The following is a 17,863-nucleotide window of genomic DNA, read 5'->3' on the forward strand; positions in this document are numbered from 1 at the left end:
AGTGAGGTGAACGGATGACTCCCAGGCGATCCGGCGGTTTCGCCGAGTACGGCACACGCCGTCCGGTCAAGGGCGGTGTCACCGCGCGCAGCAAGCGCGGCGGGTTCGGTACGACGGCGGTGGGCCGCGCGTTCGCGGACGTCGTCGAGCGGGTGGGGGAGCGGGGCCGCATGTCCCGCGGCCGCAGCTACGCCCGCAGCGGGCAGGTCGTGGCGTTGCGGATCGAGCCGGGCGCGGTCGTGGGCGAGGTGCAGGGCAGCCAGCTCGAGCCCTTCACCGCGGTCGTGTCGGTGCGGCCGTTCGACGCCGACACGATCGACGACCTCGTGCGTCGCGTACGCCGCGAACCGGGCAGCCTCGCCGTGCTCGCCTCGGGCGCATTCCCCGAGTCGTTCCTCGTCGCGGCCTTGCCCGACGACAGCGCCGACATCGCCTTCGATTGCACGTGCCCGGACGACGGGTGGCCGTGCAAGCACGCGGCGGCACTCGCCTACCTCGCGGCCGAACGCATCGACACCGACCCACTCCAGTTGCTCGCATTGCGGGGTCTGCCGCTCGACGACCTGATCGCCGCGGTCGACGCGCGCAGCGCAGGTATCGACGACGGCACCGACGCGTCCGACGACTGGTTCGGCGACCGCGTGACGCTGCCCCCGCTGCCCGCGCCGCGCGCGGTGGCCGCGCCCGACGACCTCGATCCGCTGTTGCTGCGCGGCGCGCTGCGCACGTTCTGCGTGGACGAGCGCGAGGTCGATGCGGTGATGGACGAACTCGCGCTGCGGTACGAGCATCTCGGCTGAGTGCCGCCGGAACCTGTCGATGTGACCCGTAGACATACTTGGGCTTCCAACTATAGGATGGGCGACAGAATTCGCCTGGTTCGACGAGAGGAAGCATCCGATGGTTGCCGAGTTGTCGCATTTCGTAGCAGGAAAACGTATTCCGGGCACATCCGGCCGCTTCGCCGACGTGTACGACCCGTCGACCGGCGCGGTCACCTCGCGTGTCCCGCTCGCCGCCGCGGCAGAGACGGATGCGGTGCTCGCCGACGCCGAGCGCGCGCAGCGCGAGTGGGCCGCGGTCAACCCGCAGCGTCGGGCGCGCGTGCTGATGAAGTTCCTGCAGCTCGTCCAGGACGAGATGGAGCCGCTCGCGCGGCTGCTGGCGTCCGAGCACGGCAAGACCGTCGCCGACGCGAAGGGCGACATCCAGCGCGGACTCGAGGTGATCGAGTTCGCGGTCGGCATTCCGCATCTGCTCAAGGGCGAGTACACCGAGAGCGCGGGCACCGGTATCGACGTGTACTCGATGCGCCAGCCGCTCGGCGTCGTCGCGGGTATCACGCCCTTCAACTTCCCGGCGATGATCCCGCTGTGGAAGGCCGGTCCCGCCATCGCGTGCGGAAATGCGTTCGTGCTCAAGCCGTCCGAGCGCGACCCGTCCGTGCCGCTGCGCCTCGCCGAACTGTTCGTCGAAGCGGGCCTGCCGCCCGGCGTGTTCAACGTCGTCAACGGCGACAAGGAGGTGGTCGACCTCCTGCTCACCGACGAGCGGGTCAAGGCCGTCGGCTTCGTCGGCTCGACGCCCATCGCGCAGTACATCTACGAGACCGCGGCTGCGAACGGCAAGCGCGCGCAGTGTTTCGGTGGCGCCAAGAACCACGCGATCGTGATGCCCGACGCCGATCTCGACGAGGTCGCCGACGCGGTGGTCGGCGCGGGCTACGGTTCGGCGGGCGAGCGGTGCATGGCGATCTCGGTGGTCGTCCCGGTGGGCGAGGAGACCGCCGACGCGCTCGTCGAGAAGATCTCCGAGCGTGTGCGGGCACTCACGATCGGCCCGAGCGACGATCCGGCGAGCGACTACGGCCCCCTCGTCGGCCGCGACGGCGTCGAGCGCGTGAACGGCTACGTCGACCTCGGTGTCGAGGAGGGGGCCGACCTCGTGATCGACGGACGCGGGTTCACTCTCCCCGGCCACGAGAACGGATTCTTCGTGGGCGCCAGCCTGTTCGACCGGGTGACCGCGGACATGCGCATCTACCAGGAGGAGATCTTCGGCCCCGTGCTGCTCGTCGCGCGCGCGGCCGATTACGAAGAGGCGCTGCGGCTTCCGTCCGATCATGCCTACGGCAACGGTGTCGCGATCTTCACGCGTGACGGCGACACCGCCCGCGATTTCACCGCCCGGGTCCAGGTGGGAATGGTGGGCGTCAACGTCCCGATCCCGGTGCCCATCGCCTACCACACCTTCGGCGGCTGGAAGCGGTCCGGATTCGGCGATCTCAACCAGCACGGGCCCGACTCGATCCGCTTCTACACCAAGACCAAGACCGTGACCCAGCGGTGGCCGTCGGGTCTGCGTGAGGTCGCGGGCACGACCACCGAGCGGGGCGACCACTTCGTCATCCCGACCATGAAGTGAGCGAGCGATGTTCACGATGACCGACGACGAGCGGGCGATCCGTGACACCGCCCGTCAGTTCGCCGACGAGTATCTCGCGCCGCACGCCGTCGAATGGGACCAGAGCAAGCACTTTCCCGTCGACGTCCTCCGCAAGGCCGCGAGCCTCGGGATGGGCGGTGTGTACGTGCGCGAGGACGTCGGCGGGTCGGGCCTGACCCGGCTCGACGCCGCACGAATCTTCGAAGCCCTCGCGACGGGTTGCCCGTCGATCGCGGCGTACACGTCCATCCACAACATGGTGACGTGGATGATCGACCGATTCGGCGACGACGACCAGCGCCGCCGGTGGGTGCCACGGTTGTGCACGATGGACCTGCTCGGCAGCTACTGCCTCACCGAACCCGGTGCGGGCTCGGACGCGGCGGCGCTCTCGACACGCGCGGTCGCCGACGGCGACGAGTACGTGCTCGACGGCGTCAAGCAGTTCATCTCCGGTGCGGGCACGTCCGATGTGTACATCGTGATGGCCCGCACCGGCGAGGCGGGGCCGCGCGGCATCTCGGCATTCGTGGTCGAGAAGGACACGCCCGGGCTGTCGTTCGGGGCCGACGAGATCAAGATGGGCTGGAACGCGCAGCCCACCCGCCAGGTGATTCTGGAGGGCGTTCGTGTTCCCGCGAGCCACCGGCTCGGCAGCGAAGGCGACGGCTTCCGCATCGCGATGAACGGCATCAACGGCGGCCGACTGAACATCGCCGCGTGCTCGGTCGGCGGCGCGCAGTCGGCCCTCGACCGCGCGCTCGCGTACCTGCGCGACAGGTCGGCTTTCGGCGCGCCGCTCGTGCAGTCGCAAGCACTGCAGTTCCAGCTCGCCGACATGCGTACCGGGCTCGAGGCGTCCCGCACCCTGCTGTGGCGTGCGGCAGCCGCGCTCGACGCCGACGAGCCCGATCGGGTCGAGTTGTGCGCGATGGCGAAACGGTTCTGCACCGACACCGGATTCGACGTCGCCAACACCGCACTCCAGCTGCACGGCGGCTACGGCTATCTTGCGGAGTACGGAATCGAGAAGATCGTCCGGGATCTCCGAGTGCATCAGATCCTGGAAGGCAGCAACGAGATCATGCGCGTGGTCGTGTCGCGCAGCATGATCGCGAACACGCAAGGAGCCGCATGAGCGAGCCGGAAGTTCTCATCGACGTTCAGGACGGCGTGGGCCGTATCGTCCTCAACCGCCCGAAGTCGATCAATGCGCTGAACCACGCCATGGTCCAGCAGATGGCGTCGGCGTTGCTCGAATGGTCCGACGACGACAGGGTGCGCTGCGTCGTGCTCACCGGTGCGGGTGAGAGAGGCCTGTGTGCGGGCGGCGACATCGTGTCGATCCACCGCGACGCCGTCAGCGGTGGCACCGGCTCGCTCGACTTCTGGCGCGACGAGTACGTCCTCAACGCCGCGATCGCGTCGTACCGCAAGCCGTACGTCGCGATCATGGACGGCATCGTGATGGGCGGCGGCGTCGGCGTCTCGGCGCACGGCAGCGTCCGGATCGTCACCGAACGGTCGACCGTGGGCATGCCCGAGACCGGAATCGGCTTCGTACCCGATGTCGGCGGCACCTACCTGCTCTCCCGCGCTCCGGGCGAACTCGGCACGCACGTCGCGCTCACCACGAGCCGGCTCAGTGCGGGCGACGCGATCGCGTGCGGTTTCGCCGACCACTTCGTGCCGTCCGAACGCCTCGACGAGTTCGTCGCGGCCCTCGCGACCGAGTCGGTCGAGGCCGCCCTGGCCCGGTTCGCCGAACCCGCCCCGGAGTCGGAGTTGCTCGCGCAGCGCGACTGGATCGATGCCGCGTACTCGGCGGGCTCGGTGGGCGAGATCGTCGACCGCCTGCAGGCCGACGGCGGCGAGGCAGCGGCCAAGGCCGCCGAGCAGATTCTCGCGAAATCGCCCCTCGCGCTGTCGGTCACACTCGAATCGCTGCGCCGTGCGGCCGCCGCGCCGAGTCTCGAGGACGTGCTCGACGAGGAGTTCCGGGTGTCCACGGCGTGCCTGCGTTCGCACGATCTCGCGGAAGGCATCCGCGCACAGGTGATCGACAAGGACCGCAACCCGCAGTGGTCGCCCGCGACGCTCGAGGACGTCTCACGCGGCGACGTCGCGGCGTTCTTCGCACCGCTCGGCGACCACGAGCTCGGCCTCGCACCACACCAACCGACGAAAGGACTGTCATGAAGATCGCTTTCCTCGGGCTCGGCCACATGGGTGGCCCGATGGCCGCCAATCTGGTCGCCGCCGGCCACCATGTCACCGGCTACGACCCGGTGTCCGCAGCGCAGGAGCAGGCGCGCACGGACGGGCTGGCGGTCGCCGACTCGCCGACCGACGCGGTGCGTGAGGCCGACGTCGTCTTCACGATGCTGCCCAGCGGCAAGCACGTGCTCGATCTGTACGACGACATCCTCGCGGCCGCACCGGCGGACACGCTGTTCGTCGACAGCTCCACGATCGACGTCGCGGATGCGCGTGCGGCGCACGAGAAGGCGCACGCCGCGGGGCACCGCAACCTCGACGCGCCGGTGTCCGGCGGTGTCGTCGGTGCGGCGGCCGGCACCCTGGCATTCATGGTCGGCGGCTCCGACGACGACTTCGCCACCGCAGAACCGTTGCTCGGCGTGATGGGCCGCAAGGTGGTGCACTGTGGCGGAGCAGGCAACGGCCAGGCCGCGAAGATCTGCAACAACATGATCCTCGGTGCGTCGATGATCGCGGTGAGCGAGGCGTTCGTGCTCGGCGAGAAGCTCGGGCTGACCAACCAGGCACTGTTCGACGTCGCGTCCAATGCGTCGGGCCAGTGCTGGGCGCTCACCACCAACTGCCCGGTGCCGGGGCCGGTGCCCACGAGCCCGGCGAACAACGACTATCGGCCAGGTTTCTCCGCGGCGCTCATGGACAAGGATCTCGGGCTCGCGGCGAACGCCGTGCGCAGCAACGGCGTCGACGCCAAGCTCGGGCTCGCGGCCGCAGACATCTACCATGCGTACAACGCCGCTGGCGGGGGAGTCAACGACTTCTCGGCCATCGTCGAGGACATCCGTTCGCACAGCGGCTCCGCAACCGATACCGACACGAAGGACACTGCACGGTGACCGAATTCGAGACCATCCGCGTCGAACGCCGCGGTCGCGTCGCACTGCTCACGCTCGACCGTCCCCAGGCGCTCAACGCGCTCAACTCCACCGTCATGCGCGAAGTCGTCTCGGCTGCCGAGGAGCTGGACCGCGACCGGGGAATCGGCGCGATCGTGATCACCGGATCGGAGAAGGCCTTCGCCGCGGGTGCCGACATCAAGGAGATGTCGTCGAAGTCGTACATGGATGTGTACCTCGACGACTTCTTCGCGGCATGGGACCGCCTCGCGGCGGTGCGCACGCCCACCATCGCGGCAGTGTCGGGCTACGCACTCGGCGGCGGGTGCGAACTCGCGATGATCTGCGACATCCTCCTCGCCGCGGAGAACGCGCAGTTCGGCCAGCCCGAGATCAAGCTCGGTGTCATCCCCGGAATCGGTGGTTCGCAGCGGCTCACCCGAGCGGTCGGCAAGGCCAAGGCCATGGACATGGTGCTCACCGGCCGCAACATGGGTGCCGAGGAGGCCGAACGGGCCGGTCTGGTCGCCCGCGTCGTGCCGACGGCGGGTCTGCTCGAGGAAGCGCTGCACACCGCGGAAGTGATTGCGGGTATGTCCCTTCCGGTCGCGATGATGGCGAAGGAGGCCGTCGCGGCCGCGTTCGAGACCACCCTCGCGGAGGGTGTGCGCTTCGAGCGCCGCGTCTTCCACGCGACGTTCGCCACCGCCGACCAGAAGGAAGGCATGGCGGCGTTCGTCGACAAGCGCTCGCCGGAGTTCGTCCACGGCTGAGGGCGCCCTTGACTCCACCCGGTGCGTCGGTCAGATTTAGAACACGTTCTATCTCTGACCGACGCACCGAAGGAGTCCGTATGCACACCCCGATCTGCGATGAGCTCGGCATCGAGTTCCCGATCTTCGCGTTCACCCACTGTCGCGACGTCGTCGTCGCGGTCTCCAAGGCGGGCGGATTCGGCGTGCTCGGTGCGGTGGGCTTCACGCCGGAACAGCTCGAGATCGAGCTGCAGTGGATCGACGAACACATCGGCGACCACCCCTACGGTGTCGACATCGTGATCCCGAACAAGTACGAGGGCATGGACACCGACATGTCGGCAGAAGAGCTGACCACGCTGCTGCAGTCGATGGTCCCGGCCGAGACGCTCGACTTCGGACGCAAGCTCCTCGTCGATCACGGCGTGCCGCTCAGCGAGGACGACGACAACTCGTTGCAGCTGCTCGGCTGGACCGAGGCCACTGCCACGCCGCAGGTCGAGATCGCGCTGCAGCACCCCAAGGTGAGCCTGATCGCCAACGCCCTCGGAACGCCGCCGGAGGACATGATCGACAAGATCCACGCCTCGGGGCGCAAGGTGGCTGCGCTGTGCGGCTCCCCCGAGCAGGCCCGCAAGCATGCCGATGCAGACGGCGACATCATCATCGCGCAGGGCGGAGAAGGCGGCGGCCACTGCGGCGAGGTCGGCTCGATCGTGCTGTGGCCTCAAGTCGTCAAGGCGGTCGCGCCTCGCCCCGTGCTTGCGGCGGGCGGCATCGGCAGCGGTCAGCAGGTCGCCGCTGCGCTCGCCCTCGGCGCTCAGGGCGCGTGGAGCGGATCGCAGTGGCTCATGGTCGAGGAAGCCGAGAACACGCCGGTGCAGCAGGCCGCCTACGTCGACGCGGGAAGCCGCGACACGGTGCGCAGCCGTTCGTTCACCGGAAAGCCCTGTCGCATGCTGCGCAACGACTGGACCGAGGCGTGGGAAGACGAGAACAATCCCGACCCGCTCGGAATGCCGTTGCAGTACATGGTCTCCGGTATGGCCGTCGCCGCCACCCACAAGTACCCGGACCAGACCGTCGATGTCGCGTTCAATCCCGTCGGCCAGGTGGTCGGCCAGTTCGAGAAGGTCGAAAAGACCTCGGCAGTCATCGAGCGGTGGGTCGCGGAATACATCGATGCGACCGGCAACCTGGAAAGCCTCGCCGACGCGTGAGGCGAGGCGCTACTCGAAGTCGCCCGCGTTGCGTCGCAACTCGGTGAGGATGTCGACGAGCGCCCGCTGACCCTGGCCGGTGAGGCCTGGATTGGCGAATACCGCGTCGTTGAGTGTGTGCGTCGCATCGACCGCGATCGAACGGCCCTCGTCGGTGATCTCGACGAGGGTCGTTCGGCGGTCTGTGGGGTGCGGCACGCGCCGCACCAGCCCGGCCTTCTCGAGCCGGTCGACGGCATTCGTGACGCTCGTGGGATGCACCTGAAGCCGGGCACTGGCTTTCGCCATCGGGAGCGCGCCCGAGCGGGTGAACGTGAGCAGCGTCAGCAACTCGTAGCGCGCGAAGGTGAGTCCGTAGGGCCGGAGCACCTCCTCGACGCGGGCCATCATGATCTGGTGCGCGCGCATGACCGACGTGACCGCGGCCATGCCGTCGGCGACCGGACCCCAGCCGTGCGCGGTCCACTGTCGGTGGGCCTCCTCGATCGGGTCGAGGGGGAGCGGAGACGGTGCAGCCATGTACCGATTGTTTCATGCCCCCGCACGTCGGGGTATCCGTCGCAGGTTCGCGATCGGGACCGGTGCGAGAACGGGGAGACGTGATGACTGAGCGAATGCTCGTGTGCGTGAACTACGGACACAACGGGACACGGCTGATCCGTCGTGCGCTCGAGCTCGCGGGCGCCTCGGGTGCGCAATTGCACGTCCTGGTGTTCGACTCGCAGCACGACGCGTTCGCCAACGACCGCGCCGTCGACATCGCGCGGTTCCAATCGCTCGCGGAGGGCAGCGGCGCCACCTTCGCGCACGTGCGCGGCAGATCGCACGACATCATCGGCACCGTCCGCGACGCGGCGCGCGAGCGGAATGCGACGCAGATCGTGATCGGGCAACGATCGGAAAGCCTGTGGTCCTCGCTCGTGGGCGGCTCGATCGTCGACGTGCTGCTCGACGACGTGCCCGCGGCCGACCTGCACGTCGTGCCGTGGGAGCGGGCCGACGAGCCCGACGAATGGGAATACGAAGGCGGCACGCGGGCGGTGCTGCATCGGCGTTCGGACACCGAGTTCGCGCTGGTCTTCGAGGGCGATCCCGGCGCAGGGGATGTCGACGGCGTGTTCTTCAAGGAGGTGCAGACCGATTTCGACCACGGCATCTTCGTCTTCCCCTACGGAGGGGGCGTACGCGAGGTGACGGTGGCCGACGGCCTCGTGCTCGCCGAGGATCTCGAGTCCGCGCTGCGGGCAGGCCCGTCCCGCACCGCGTGGGGGGACTGAGCCTGCCCGCGGTCAGTGGACGTCGAACTCCGCCGACCCGGTGTACGGCGTGAGCGTTCCCGCCGCGTCACGCGCCACCCCGTAGTGCTCGATGCGATAGCGGCCGCCGTCCGTGCCCGCCGGGATCTGCCACGTGATCCGGATGGTCGAACGGTCCATGCTGCCCGCGGGCCGCTCCCAGTGCAGTGTCGTCTCGTAGGTGTTGTCGTCGGCGACACGGCGCCAGGTGCCGTCGTCGAGCCGCTGCACCTCGAGGTACGTGGATCTCCGCTTGAGGTCGTTGTTCGGGTGAGCGCCCGCGAACTCGACCGTGACGGTGTCGTCGCTCCCGTACGACGGCGCGGGCGCGAGTGTCACCGCGCCGAACGGCAGCCCGGGCGCGGGCGCGTCCGGTGGGACGGGCGCCAACAGGTCGGGCTGGAAGCCGGACTTGTCGAGCGGGGCCGGGCCACGCGGGGCGGCGACGCCGTCGCGCATCGACGCCGCCAGCGCGGTGAGCCCCTGCACGTATGCGGGAAGGGTCCAGCGCCCGTACAGCGTCTCGCCGCCTTCGTACTGTTGCGCGTCGTACTCCTCGGGCGTGGTGATGTACTGCGAGTAGCTGTTGGCGTATCCGTGCGCGAGGACGTTCTCGAGCGGGACCGCGAGTTCGTTCGCGACTGCGCGCCGAATGCGAAGTCCGGCAACGATCGTGGCCTCGGCGGGCAGGCCGACGAGCACCAGATCGCCGATGCGCATGATCTGCAGCGGCAGAACGTGCGGCACCCACGGAGCCGGCGGCATCAGACCGAGTGGGAACAGATGCAACTTGGGCAGTTGCGCGTCGACGATCGACCTCGACACCGGCACCTCGGTGCCGCCGAATGCGGTGACGACCGGATTGAGCATGCCCTCTTCGAGGAACGCCAGCTGGCTGAACCAGTTGTCCTCCATGCTGGTTGCCGCCGCGGCGGCGCCCATCACCGCGGGCGTCGTGTACCCGGGCACGCCGTCGTGTGTGAACCGTCCGTCGACCTGCTGATTCGACATGTCGATGTACCGGAACACCGAATCGACGCCACCGGAAGACATCGACGCCGCCGAGTCGAATGCGGATTTGCCTGCGTCGTACTGTCGTTCGCCGATGATCCGCGCGTTGGTGGGGTTGTCGTCGGTGGGCCCGCCCGGTTGCATCTTGCGGACGAACAGGTTCGGCGTCATGTCGCCTGCATTGGTCTGAGAGAACGCGGCAACGAACGATGCGGGCCCGTCGAGGTGGCGTACGCCCTTCTCCTCGTGTTCCCACAGATAACTCGCGTAGCCCTTGTTGTCGGGGCTGATGTAGCGGTTCTTGTCGGTGAGCGACGTGCCGTGCGTCGCGAACCACGTGATCGCACCGATGTCGCGGCCGCCCTGGCGGAATCGCAGCACGGTGACCGCGGGATCGATCTTGTCGGGGAAGTGCGCCTTGTCGTCTTCCGGGTTGCGATCGAAGGCCTCCGCGGAACGATTGGCACTCGCGTCGTGCAGCTCGCTGCGGCCGAGGGAGACGGTGCCGGGTGCGAGCGAGTCGTGCGCGGCGACGATGGCCTCGACGACGCCGTCGACCTCGGCCTCGAAGCTGTTGCGGCGGAATCCGCTCGACGCGAGCGTGTACGCGAAGTCCCACGCCGTGCCACCGCACGAGTTGTGGTTGTGGGTCGCGGTGAGCATGACATTGCGCTCGGTGTAGAGGTCGCCGTAGAGCTCGGCGAGCCGTTTCAGCACGGTCAGATGGATCGAGTCGAACACGCACGCGATGTCGGCGTTCACGTACGCGACCCGTGAACCCGAGCCCGCGTCGACCACCACGAACGCACGCGCGAACACTCGCTGGCGCAGGCCTTCCGCGATCTGGTCGGCTTCGGAGTAGCCCATCATGCCCTGGCCCGCGATCGCGCCGGTCATGTCGGACATGCCCGCGCCGACGAGATAGCCGTCGGTCGCCGCGGGGGCGGCGCCCGCGGCCGCGGGCCGGCCGACGGCGAGGGCCGCTGCGGTGGACGTGGCGGCGAACGCGGTGAGTGCCTGCCTGCGGGAGAGTTGCATACTGCCTCCGGAAGATCGGCGGCCGAGCGGCGACGGTCTGGCCTTCTTGGTCGAGTGTCCAGATCGTATGTGGTCGGCGCCGAGAAGACCAGAGGGGACGACCGATTCGGCCGGCCTTCCGTCACACGGGGCGGGCGACGCTCCCGAACCGCGCGTCGACGTCGGCCGTCGTGAGCCCGAATTCTTCGAGGGTGTAGCGATGCGCCGGTTTACGTTCGCCCGTGCGGCTCTCGTCGTGCAGGGCTTCCATCGCGACCGTGGCCGACGGCCCGAGCGGCAGATCGAAGTGGTGGTAGACCTCCGCGGCGGTGCCGAGCGGATCGGCGACGAAATCCTGATAGTCCACGTCGAGGAACTGCGCGGGATCGTATGCGCGGCGCGCCTGCTCGAACGTCTCCAGCCCACGAGCCCACAACTCGAGCTGGTCGCGGCCGATGACGTCGCCGCGGAAGCGTTCGGACCAGCCGTCGGTGGCATGTGCCGCGAGGCTGCACACCGACGGCACGATCGTGCGGGGGTCGCGGTGCGTCTGCACCACGAGCGCATCCGGATAGACGGCCATCAACTCGTCGAGTGCGAACAGATGACTCGGATTCTTGAGTACCCACCGGCGTTCGCGATCGTGGAGACCGATGAGTTGCAGGTTCTTGCGGTGCCGGGCGTAGGCGCCCGTCCAGTCGACGCCCTCGAGCCAACGCGAGTACGACGGCAGGTGGCCCAGGCATTCGTAGGAGACCGACGTGAACGACTGCCGCAGCAGCTGCCAGCATTCCTCGACCTCGGACGCGGACATGTAGTGCACGCCCATGAATTCGGGATGCTCGACGTGGTGCTTCTCGAATCCTGCCTGGATGCCCTGGAAGACGGGATCGTCCGCCCACTGCTCGCGCGGCGGGCGCGGCTGCGGCATCTCCGCGAGCCACATCTCGAGGCCCTGATTGGCGGGGTCGGCGGTGAGCAGACGGTGCAGCGCGGTCGTGCCGGTGCGCGGCAAGCCGGTGACGAAGATCGGACGCTCGATCGACACGTCGGTGTGTTCGGGATGGCGCTGCCACGCGGATTCGCTGAGCAGTCGCGCGACGAGCGCCCCTCGGAGGAAGTATCGCGACATCTTGCTGCCGAGCGGAGTCAGCTTCTCGTCGCGTGCGTACGACTCGAGCAGGACCTGCAGCGCCTCGGTGTAGTCGTCGGTGCCGAAGTCGTCGAGCCCGGTCAGCCGGGTCGCGGACGCGTGGAGGTCTTCGACGGTGCCGACGGTGGTCCGTTCGGTCATGGTGCTCCTTTCGCACGCGGGGTGGTCGCGCGCAGTGCCCGCCGTACTCGCGGGGAGTTCAGTGGTGGTATTCGCCGCAGTTGACGTCCAGGCACTGCCCGGTGACCCCGCTCGCATGATCGGACGCGAGGAACAGGATCGCGTCGGAGACCTCGTCCATCGTGGGAAGGCGGCGCAGATCGGTGCCCGCCGCGGTGTGGTCGTAGATCTGTTCGACGGTGGTGCCGTACTTGTCGGCCTGGTGTGCGAAGTAAGCCTGCAGGGTATCGCCCCAGATGTAGCCCGGTGCAACCGAATTGACCCTGATTCCGCGTGGTCCGAGTTCGGTGGCGAGTGACTGCGACGCCGCGAGCAGCGCCGACTTGGCGATCTTGTAGCTGCCGTAGCGTTCCTGGGAATGCCGCAGCACCATCGAGTTGACGTTGACGACCGATCCCTTCGCGTCGGCGAGGGCGTCGGTGCACAGGTGCGTGAGCCGCAGCGCGCCGAGGACGGTGAGCTCGAATGCATCACGGATGCCCTCGAAACCGGTGCGGGCCAAAGGTTTCATCGACGGCACGGCAAAGGCGTTGTTGACGAGCGTGTCGATCCGGCCGAACCTGGTGAGTGCGGCGTCGACGAGAGCGTGCGCGGCGCTGTCGTCGGTGATGTCGGTGGCCACCGCGAGCGCCCCGCGGCCGAGGCCCTCGACCTCCGCGGCGACCGCGTCGAGCCGCTCCTGCGTACGCGACGCGAGTACGACGTCGGCGCCCGCGCCTGCGCAGCGCAGCGCGAGTGTGCGGCCCAGGCCCGGGCCGACGCCGGACACCACGACCACCTTGCCTGCCAACGGGGTCCACGCCTGCTCGCCCGCGGTCACGAGAGCATCCTCGACGCGATGCCGAGCCGTCTCGCCGCGATGCGCTCGGTGAACGACTGCGCGTCGATCGTGTTCGAGTCGTAGTACGGCAGGTGCGCGGGCACGTCGTCGAGGTCGACGACCTCGAGTTGCGGGCCGTCGGCCGCGGTGAGCTCGCGCGCGAGTCGCTGCCATCGGAACTGGAGGTAGCCGCGCAGATGCCCCGTGGTCTCGATCCAGTTCGCGACACCGGGATTGCGTTCCGCGACGACGAGCCGGATCATCCCGTCGGGGTCCGTCTGCGCCTGCGCGGACGTGAGCGACGTCTGGTGGTTGACGTAGTCGAGCGAGATATACCACATGCTGCCGAGCTGGAAACCCTGGTAGGGCGCATCCGATTTCGGCACCGTGATCACGATCGCCTGGCGGTCGGTGATGTCGTAGTGCCCGACGGACGAATACTGTGTTGCCAGGCCTCCCGGCGTCAGCCGTGGTTCGGTGAGCGAGTTGACGGGCAGGTTGAGGTAGAACCACTCGGGAAACTGCAGCCACGTCTTGACGCGCGTCACGAGCGCTTCGCCCGCCCGCTCCCACTTGCGTTCGACGGCTTCGTGGGTGAGCGGCTTGGGCAACGATCCGTTGTCGGCGCGCGCGATCGTGAGCGTGCCCCGGCGCTGGGTCCAGTCGTTGTACACCTCGCGTGCCACGAGCTGCGTGGCGCCGGCGGGAAGCTGAACGTAATTGCGGCGACCGTCGCCGGATTCCGGACCGAAGCGCACCTCGAAGGTGCCGTCGGGCTCGATCTCGAGAGCGCGGTCGTCGAACGCGGTGCCACCTTCCGGGACGTTCGAATCGGTGTAGTTGCCGCTCAAGACCTGGAAGCTGAGATCGGTGGTGGTTCCGCGGATGCCGCGCACCACGTACTCGACGTCGTCGGAGATGCGTGCGCCGAAGTAGAGGGTGTCCGGGTTGTCGAGGCCCATCTTGGTGTGCGGCCCGGTGCCGGACAGGAATTCGGGTTGCGCACGGTCCATCGCCCACGTCGACTGCGTCGTCGCGACGATCCCGCCTGCGAGATATCGGTAGCCGTCGAGCAGGTCCTGCTCGGTGCGAATGTGGGGAGCTGCCGCGACGAGCCGCTCGGCTTCGCCGACGGCGCGTGTGAAGGGATCTGTCAGCACTCCTGCACGATAGAACGTGTTCTAGTTGCGGTCAATGGAGCCGAAGGGCGCGAATCTCCGCAGGTCCGAGGGTTCTTCGGCTACGGGCCGACTCATGTGGATTCGCGCACCCTGTGTCGAGTGCGGAGGCAGCCGGCGCGAGCAAGGACCGGCGCGAGCAGGAGAACGGAACGCTACCGCGTATGCCACTGTGCTGGGTTCGGAGATCCGCTCGATCACTGCCTCGGAACCGGCGGACAACGGCTGAATGCGCATGGCACCGGACTTCGGATGGAGAATCGAAGAAACGGTGCCCCCGGCAGGATTCGAACCTGCGACCTTTCGCTCCGGAGGCGAACGCTCTATCCCCTGAGCTACGGGGGCGTACCGGAACGATGCCGGTAAGCCGGTCGGGCGGGATCAGCCTAGCGCATCGACTACCGGGCACCGCAAATCGGGCCCGCGCCGGTGTCGGTCGACGCCCCGTCCGGGCGTCCGCGGAAACCGCCCGAGCCCGACGAGTCGAGCATAGGCTCAGGCGCACGGACCCGTACGTGAGCTCAGGAGACGTCGTAGATGACCGATCAGCAGCAGTACTCCGATGCCGATCTCGCACTCGACCTCGAATGGTGGGCAGCGGCCAACTACCTGACCGTCGCGCAGATCTATCTGCAGGACAACACGTTGCTGCGCGAACCGCTCGCGCCGGAGCACATCAAGCCGCGACTGCTCGGGCACTGGGGGACGAGCCCCGGCTTGTCGATGATCTACACGCTGCTCAACCGGCACATTCGCAACACCGGCACCGAGTGGATCTACATCGCCGGCCCCGGCCACGGTGGTCCGGCGATCGTGGCGTCGACCTACCTGGAAGGCACGTACTCGGAGATCTACCCCGGCGTGTCCACCGATGCCGCGGGGTTGTCGCGACTGTGCCGCCAGTTCTCCACCCCCGGTGGGATCCCGAGCCACGTGAGCGTCGAGACTCCCGGCAGCATCCACGAGGGTGGCGAACTCGGTTACGCACTCGTGCACGCGGCGGGCGCCGCATTCGACCACCCGGATCTCGTCGTCGCGTGCGTCATCGGCGACGGCGAGTCCGAGACCGGCCCGCTGTCGGGCTCGTGGAAGCTGCCGCCCTTCCTCAATCCCGCGCGCGACGGGGCCGTCCTGCCGATCCTGCATCTCAACGGAGCCAAGATCTCGGGGCCCACCGTGCCCGGCCGCACCGTCGACACCGACATCGACGCGTATCTGTCGGGGCAGGGTTGGGATCCCGTTCTCGTCGAGGGCGACGACCCGCCCGCGGTCTTCCGCGCGCTCGACCGCGCGCTCGTCGACGCCCACGAGAAGATCGCGGCGATTCAACACGCGGCGCGCCAGGGCGACCCGATGCAGGGCGTCACGTGGCCCGCGATCGTATTGCGCACCCCGAAGGGCTGGACGGGGCCGCGCGAGGTGGACGGCAAGCGCGTCGAAGGCACCTTCCGCGCACACCAGGTGCCGTTGTCGGGGGTGCGCACCAACCCGGAGCATCTCGCACAACTCGAACGGTGGATGCGGTCGTATCGCCCCGACGAACTGTTCGACGAACGCGGCACGCTGGTCGAGCGCTTGCGGGCACTCGCGCCTGCTGGCGACAAGAGGATGAGCGCGTCGCCCTACACCAACGGTGGGCGGTTGCGCACCGAGCTGCCGATCCCGCCGCTCGAGAACTACGCACTCGACGTGCCGGCGCCCGGCACGACATTCCACGAGACGACGCGTGTACTCGGCGAGCTGATGCGTGACATCTACCGTGCCACCACCACACCCGACGGAGGCGGAACGTTCCGGTTGTTCTCACCCGACGAGACGAACAGCAACCGCCTCGGCGCCGTGTTCGAGGCCACCGACCGGTGCTGGCAGTTGCCGGTCGAGTCGTACGACGAGAACGAATCGTCGACCGGCCGCGTCATGGAGGTCCTCAGCGAGCACATGTGCGAAGGCTGGCTCGAGGGCTACCTGCTGACCGGCAGGCACGGGCTGTTCGCGAGCTACGAGGCGTTCACGATGGTGTGTGCGTCGATGATCATCCAGCACACGAAGTGGCTGCAGCACGCGCAGGAACTCCCGTGGCGCGCTCCGGTGTCGTCGCTCAACATCCTGTTGACGAGCACGTGCTGGCGCAACGACCACAACGGCTTCAGTCACCAGGGCCCCGGCATGATCGATGCGGTGAGCCCGCTCTCACCCGAGGTGGTGCGCATCTGGCTGCCGCCGGACTCGAACACGCTCCTGTCGATCGCGGACCACTGCTTCCGCAGCGTCGACCACGTGAACCTGATCGTCGTCGACAAGCAGCCCCACCTGCAGTACCTCACCCTCGACGAGGCCGACGAGCACTGTGCCGCCGGGGCGTCGGTCTGGCGCTGGGCGAGCACCGAACGAGAAGGGGGCAGGCGTCCCGACATCGTGCTGGCGTCGGCGGGCGACGTGCCGACGCAGGAGTTGCTCGCGGCGGCCCAGCTGCTCCGCGATCACACGCCGGACCTGGTCACCCGCGTCGTCAACGTCGTCGACCTCATGGCGCTGCTGCCCCCGGACGACCACCCGCACGGATTCTCCGACGAGAAGTTCGAGGCGCTGTTCACGAACGACGTGCACTGCATCTTCGCGTTCCACGGGTATTCGCGGGCGGTGCACGAGTTGCTGCACGGCCGCCCCGACGCCGACCGCTTCCACGTTCGCGGGTTCATGGAACAGGGCACGACGACCACGCCGTTCGACATGGTCGTGCTCAACCGGATGAGCCGGTACCACCTGGCGCTCGAAGCGCTGCGCCGTGCGACATGGCGCCCGGCAGGCGCCGACGAACTGGCGGAGTACTGCCGGTCGCAGCTCGAACGGCACCGCCATTACGTGGTCGAGCACCTCGAAGACATGCCGGAAGTCCGCGACTGGACGTGGTCCTGACCAAGCGGTCCAGAGCCCGCGGGCGGGTCAGTTCACGGGCAGCGGCTGCGCACCGCGTTGCGCGAGCATGTCGGTCATCAGACGCGACTCGCCCTCCTGCGTGTCGACCATCGTCTGCGCGAGGTCGCGGACGTCGCCGACGGAGGCGTACTGCGCGCCGTACTGCATCATCGGCAGCCCGCCCTCGTGGTGGCGCAGCATCAGTTGAAGGAACAGCACGTCGGCCTCGGTGCCCGTGGCCTGACGCAGTGCCGCCATGTCCGCCGACGATGCCATGCCCGGCATCGAGTCGGTCGGTCCCGAGTGGTGCATGTCGCCGGAGTCGTGCGCGTCACCGTGACCCGAATGGGCGTCGCCGGACGGCTCGGTCATCCACGCCATGTAACCGCCCGAGGGCATACCCGGCTGGCCCCACAGCGACAGCCACGCCTGCATGCGGCCCAGCTGCTCCTGCTGCGTCGTGAGGATGTCGTACGCGAGCGAGCGCACACCCGGATCGGACGTGCCGGTGAGCGCGATGGCCGACATCTCGACCGCCTGGCTGTGGTGCACGCTCATGTCCTGTGCGAAACCGACGTCGACCGAGTCCGCCGCAGGCGTCGCGGGAGCGTCGTCGCGCAGTGGCAGCGCGAGCAGCAGACCGACGGCCGCGCCGAGAACGAGGAGGCCGATCGCGCCGATCACGAGCAGCGCCGGGCGCTGACTGCGCCGCCCGGTGGCGGTCGGTGTGTCGTTCGAGGCGTCGGCGTCGTCGGTCATC

At 68.4% G+C, this 17,863-nt stretch carries 15 protein-coding genes and 1 tRNA gene; 9 read left to right on the forward strand and 7 right to left on the reverse strand.

The annotated features are described in order from the left end of the window. Nucleotides 1-14 precede the first annotated feature (14 nt). The 7 genes from HCA44_RS16790 (at nt 15) to HCA44_RS16820 (ending at nt 7,533) form a co-directional block, all read left to right on the forward strand. Nucleotides 15-800 (forward strand): SWIM zinc finger family protein, encoded by a 786-nt coding sequence (locus tag HCA44_RS16790; RefSeq protein ID WP_169650422.1) that lies wholly within the window; start codon nt 15-17, stop codon nt 798-800. A gap of 100 nt (nt 801-900) precedes the next feature. After that, entirely contained in the window at nt 901-2,424 is a 1,524-nt protein-coding gene (locus tag HCA44_RS16795) for a CoA-acylating methylmalonate-semialdehyde dehydrogenase (RefSeq protein WP_169650423.1), read from the forward strand. Between the two features lie 7 nt (nt 2,425-2,431). Beyond that, a complete protein-coding gene (locus HCA44_RS16800) occupies nt 2,432-3,583 on the forward strand; it encodes an isobutyryl-CoA dehydrogenase (RefSeq protein ID WP_169650425.1) in 1,152 nt (383 codons plus the stop codon). After that, entirely contained in the window at nt 3,580-4,644 is a 1,065-nt protein-coding gene (locus HCA44_RS16805) for an enoyl-CoA hydratase/isomerase family protein (RefSeq protein WP_169650427.1), read from the forward strand. The genes HCA44_RS16800 and HCA44_RS16805 overlap by 4 nt, the downstream gene beginning before the upstream one ends. Continuing rightward, on the forward strand, nt 4,641-5,558 hold the full coding sequence (mmsB, locus tag HCA44_RS16810; protein ID WP_240945586.1) for a 3-hydroxyisobutyrate dehydrogenase: 918 nt from the start codon (nt 4,641-4,643) through the stop codon (nt 5,556-5,558). Before HCA44_RS16805 ends, mmsB begins: the two co-directional genes overlap by 4 nt. After that, nucleotides 5,555-6,331: an enoyl-CoA hydratase gene (locus tag HCA44_RS16815; protein ID WP_169650431.1), complete on the forward strand. Its 777-nt coding sequence runs from the start codon at nt 5,555-5,557 to the stop codon at nt 6,329-6,331. The genes mmsB and HCA44_RS16815 overlap by 4 nt, the downstream gene beginning before the upstream one ends. An 80-nt stretch (nt 6,332-6,411) precedes the next feature. Next, nucleotides 6,412-7,533, forward strand: a complete 1,122-nt coding sequence (locus HCA44_RS16820; RefSeq protein WP_169650433.1) for a nitronate monooxygenase family protein — start codon at nt 6,412-6,414, stop codon at nt 7,531-7,533. A gap of 9 nt (nt 7,534-7,542) precedes the next feature. Here the strand turns inward: HCA44_RS16820 and HCA44_RS16825 are convergent, their stop codons facing one another. After that, complete coding sequence (locus HCA44_RS16825) at nt 7,543-8,052, reverse strand: MarR family transcriptional regulator (RefSeq protein WP_169650434.1); 510 nt, start codon at nt 8,050-8,052, stop codon at nt 7,543-7,545. Nucleotides 8,053-8,135: 83 nt separating this feature from the next. Here HCA44_RS16825 and HCA44_RS16830 point away from each other — a divergent pair, with 83 nt between their 5' ends. Next, a complete protein-coding gene (locus HCA44_RS16830; RefSeq protein ID WP_169650436.1) occupies nt 8,136-8,810 on the forward strand; it encodes a universal stress protein in 675 nt (224 codons plus the stop codon). Between the two features lie 12 nt (nt 8,811-8,822). On the opposite strand, the gene HCA44_RS16835 is transcribed toward HCA44_RS16830, so the two are convergent. From HCA44_RS16835 to HCA44_RS16855, 5 genes are all read right to left on the reverse strand, one after another. Then, complete coding sequence (locus tag HCA44_RS16835; RefSeq protein WP_169650438.1) at nt 8,823-10,877, reverse strand: neutral/alkaline non-lysosomal ceramidase N-terminal domain-containing protein; 2,055 nt, start codon at nt 10,875-10,877, stop codon at nt 8,823-8,825. Between the two features lie 121 nt (nt 10,878-10,998). Continuing rightward, nucleotides 10,999-12,150 (reverse strand): sulfotransferase, encoded by a 1,152-nt coding sequence (locus tag HCA44_RS16840; protein WP_169650439.1) that lies wholly within the window; start codon nt 12,148-12,150, stop codon nt 10,999-11,001. A gap of 58 nt (nt 12,151-12,208) precedes the next feature. Continuing rightward, nucleotides 12,209-13,009 carry an SDR family oxidoreductase gene (locus HCA44_RS16845; protein ID WP_346764766.1) on the reverse strand — a complete coding sequence of 267 codons (801 nt, stop codon included), beginning with the start codon at nt 13,007-13,009 and terminating at the stop codon, nt 12,209-12,211. Further along, nucleotides 13,006-14,169, reverse strand: a complete 1,164-nt coding sequence (locus HCA44_RS16850; protein WP_169650440.1) for a hypothetical protein — start codon at nt 14,167-14,169, stop codon at nt 13,006-13,008. The genes HCA44_RS16845 and HCA44_RS16850 overlap by 4 nt, the downstream gene beginning before the upstream one ends. 290 nt (nt 14,170-14,459) lie before the next feature. Beyond that, nucleotides 14,460-14,532, reverse strand: a tRNA-Arg gene (locus tag HCA44_RS16855). 192 nt (nt 14,533-14,724) lie between these two features. On the opposite strand from HCA44_RS16855, the gene HCA44_RS16860 reads away from it, so the two are divergent. Continuing rightward, nucleotides 14,725-17,103, forward strand: coding sequence for a phosphoketolase family protein (locus HCA44_RS16860; protein WP_169650441.1), 2,379 nt, complete (start codon nt 14,725-14,727; stop codon nt 17,101-17,103). Between the two features lie 27 nt (nt 17,104-17,130). On the opposite strand, the gene HCA44_RS16865 is transcribed toward HCA44_RS16860, so the two are convergent. Next, on the reverse strand, nt 17,131-17,862 hold the full coding sequence (locus HCA44_RS16865) for a DUF305 domain-containing protein (protein WP_169650442.1): 732 nt from the start codon (nt 17,860-17,862) through the stop codon (nt 17,131-17,133). Nucleotide 17,863: the final 1 nt, after the last annotated feature.

The sequence above is a fragment of the Rhodococcus sp. HNM0569 genome (assembly GCF_012726205.1).
GTDB lineage: Bacteria > Actinomycetota > Actinomycetes > Mycobacteriales > Mycobacteriaceae > Rhodococcus_F.

What these genes read in the sequence shown, in the direction of transcription:
- HCA44_RS16790 (WP_169650422.1), top strand. Translation starts at nt 15, where the DNA reads ATGACTCCCAGGCGATCCGGCGGTTTCGCCGAGTACGGCACACGCCGT.
- HCA44_RS16795 (WP_169650423.1), top strand. Translation starts at nt 901, where the DNA reads ATGGTTGCCGAGTTGTCGCATTTCGTAGCAGGAAAACGTATTCCGGGC.
- HCA44_RS16800 (WP_169650425.1), top strand. Translation starts at nt 2,432, where the DNA reads ATGTTCACGATGACCGACGACGAGCGGGCGATCCGTGACACCGCCCGT.
- HCA44_RS16805 (WP_169650427.1), top strand. Translation starts at nt 3,580, where the DNA reads ATGAGCGAGCCGGAAGTTCTCATCGACGTTCAGGACGGCGTGGGCCGT.
- mmsB (WP_240945586.1), top strand. Translation starts at nt 4,641, where the DNA reads ATGAAGATCGCTTTCCTCGGGCTCGGCCACATGGGTGGCCCGATGGCC.
- HCA44_RS16820 (WP_169650433.1), top strand. Translation starts at nt 6,412, where the DNA reads ATGCACACCCCGATCTGCGATGAGCTCGGCATCGAGTTCCCGATCTTC.
- HCA44_RS16825 (WP_169650434.1), bottom strand. Translation starts at nt 8,052, where the DNA reads ATGGCTGCACCGTCTCCGCTCCCCCTCGACCCGATCGAGGAGGCCCAC.
- HCA44_RS16830 (WP_169650436.1), top strand. Translation starts at nt 8,136, where the DNA reads ATGACTGAGCGAATGCTCGTGTGCGTGAACTACGGACACAACGGGACA.
- HCA44_RS16835 (WP_169650438.1), bottom strand. Translation starts at nt 10,877, where the DNA reads ATGCAACTCTCCCGCAGGCAGGCACTCACCGCGTTCGCCGCCACGTCC.
- HCA44_RS16840 (WP_169650439.1), bottom strand. Translation starts at nt 12,150, where the DNA reads ATGACCGAACGGACCACCGTCGGCACCGTCGAAGACCTCCACGCGTCC.
- HCA44_RS16860 (WP_169650441.1), top strand. Translation starts at nt 14,725, where the DNA reads ATGACCGATCAGCAGCAGTACTCCGATGCCGATCTCGCACTCGACCTC.
- HCA44_RS16865 (WP_169650442.1), bottom strand. Translation starts at nt 17,862, where the DNA reads ATGACCGACGACGCCGACGCCTCGAACGACACACCGACCGCCACCGGG.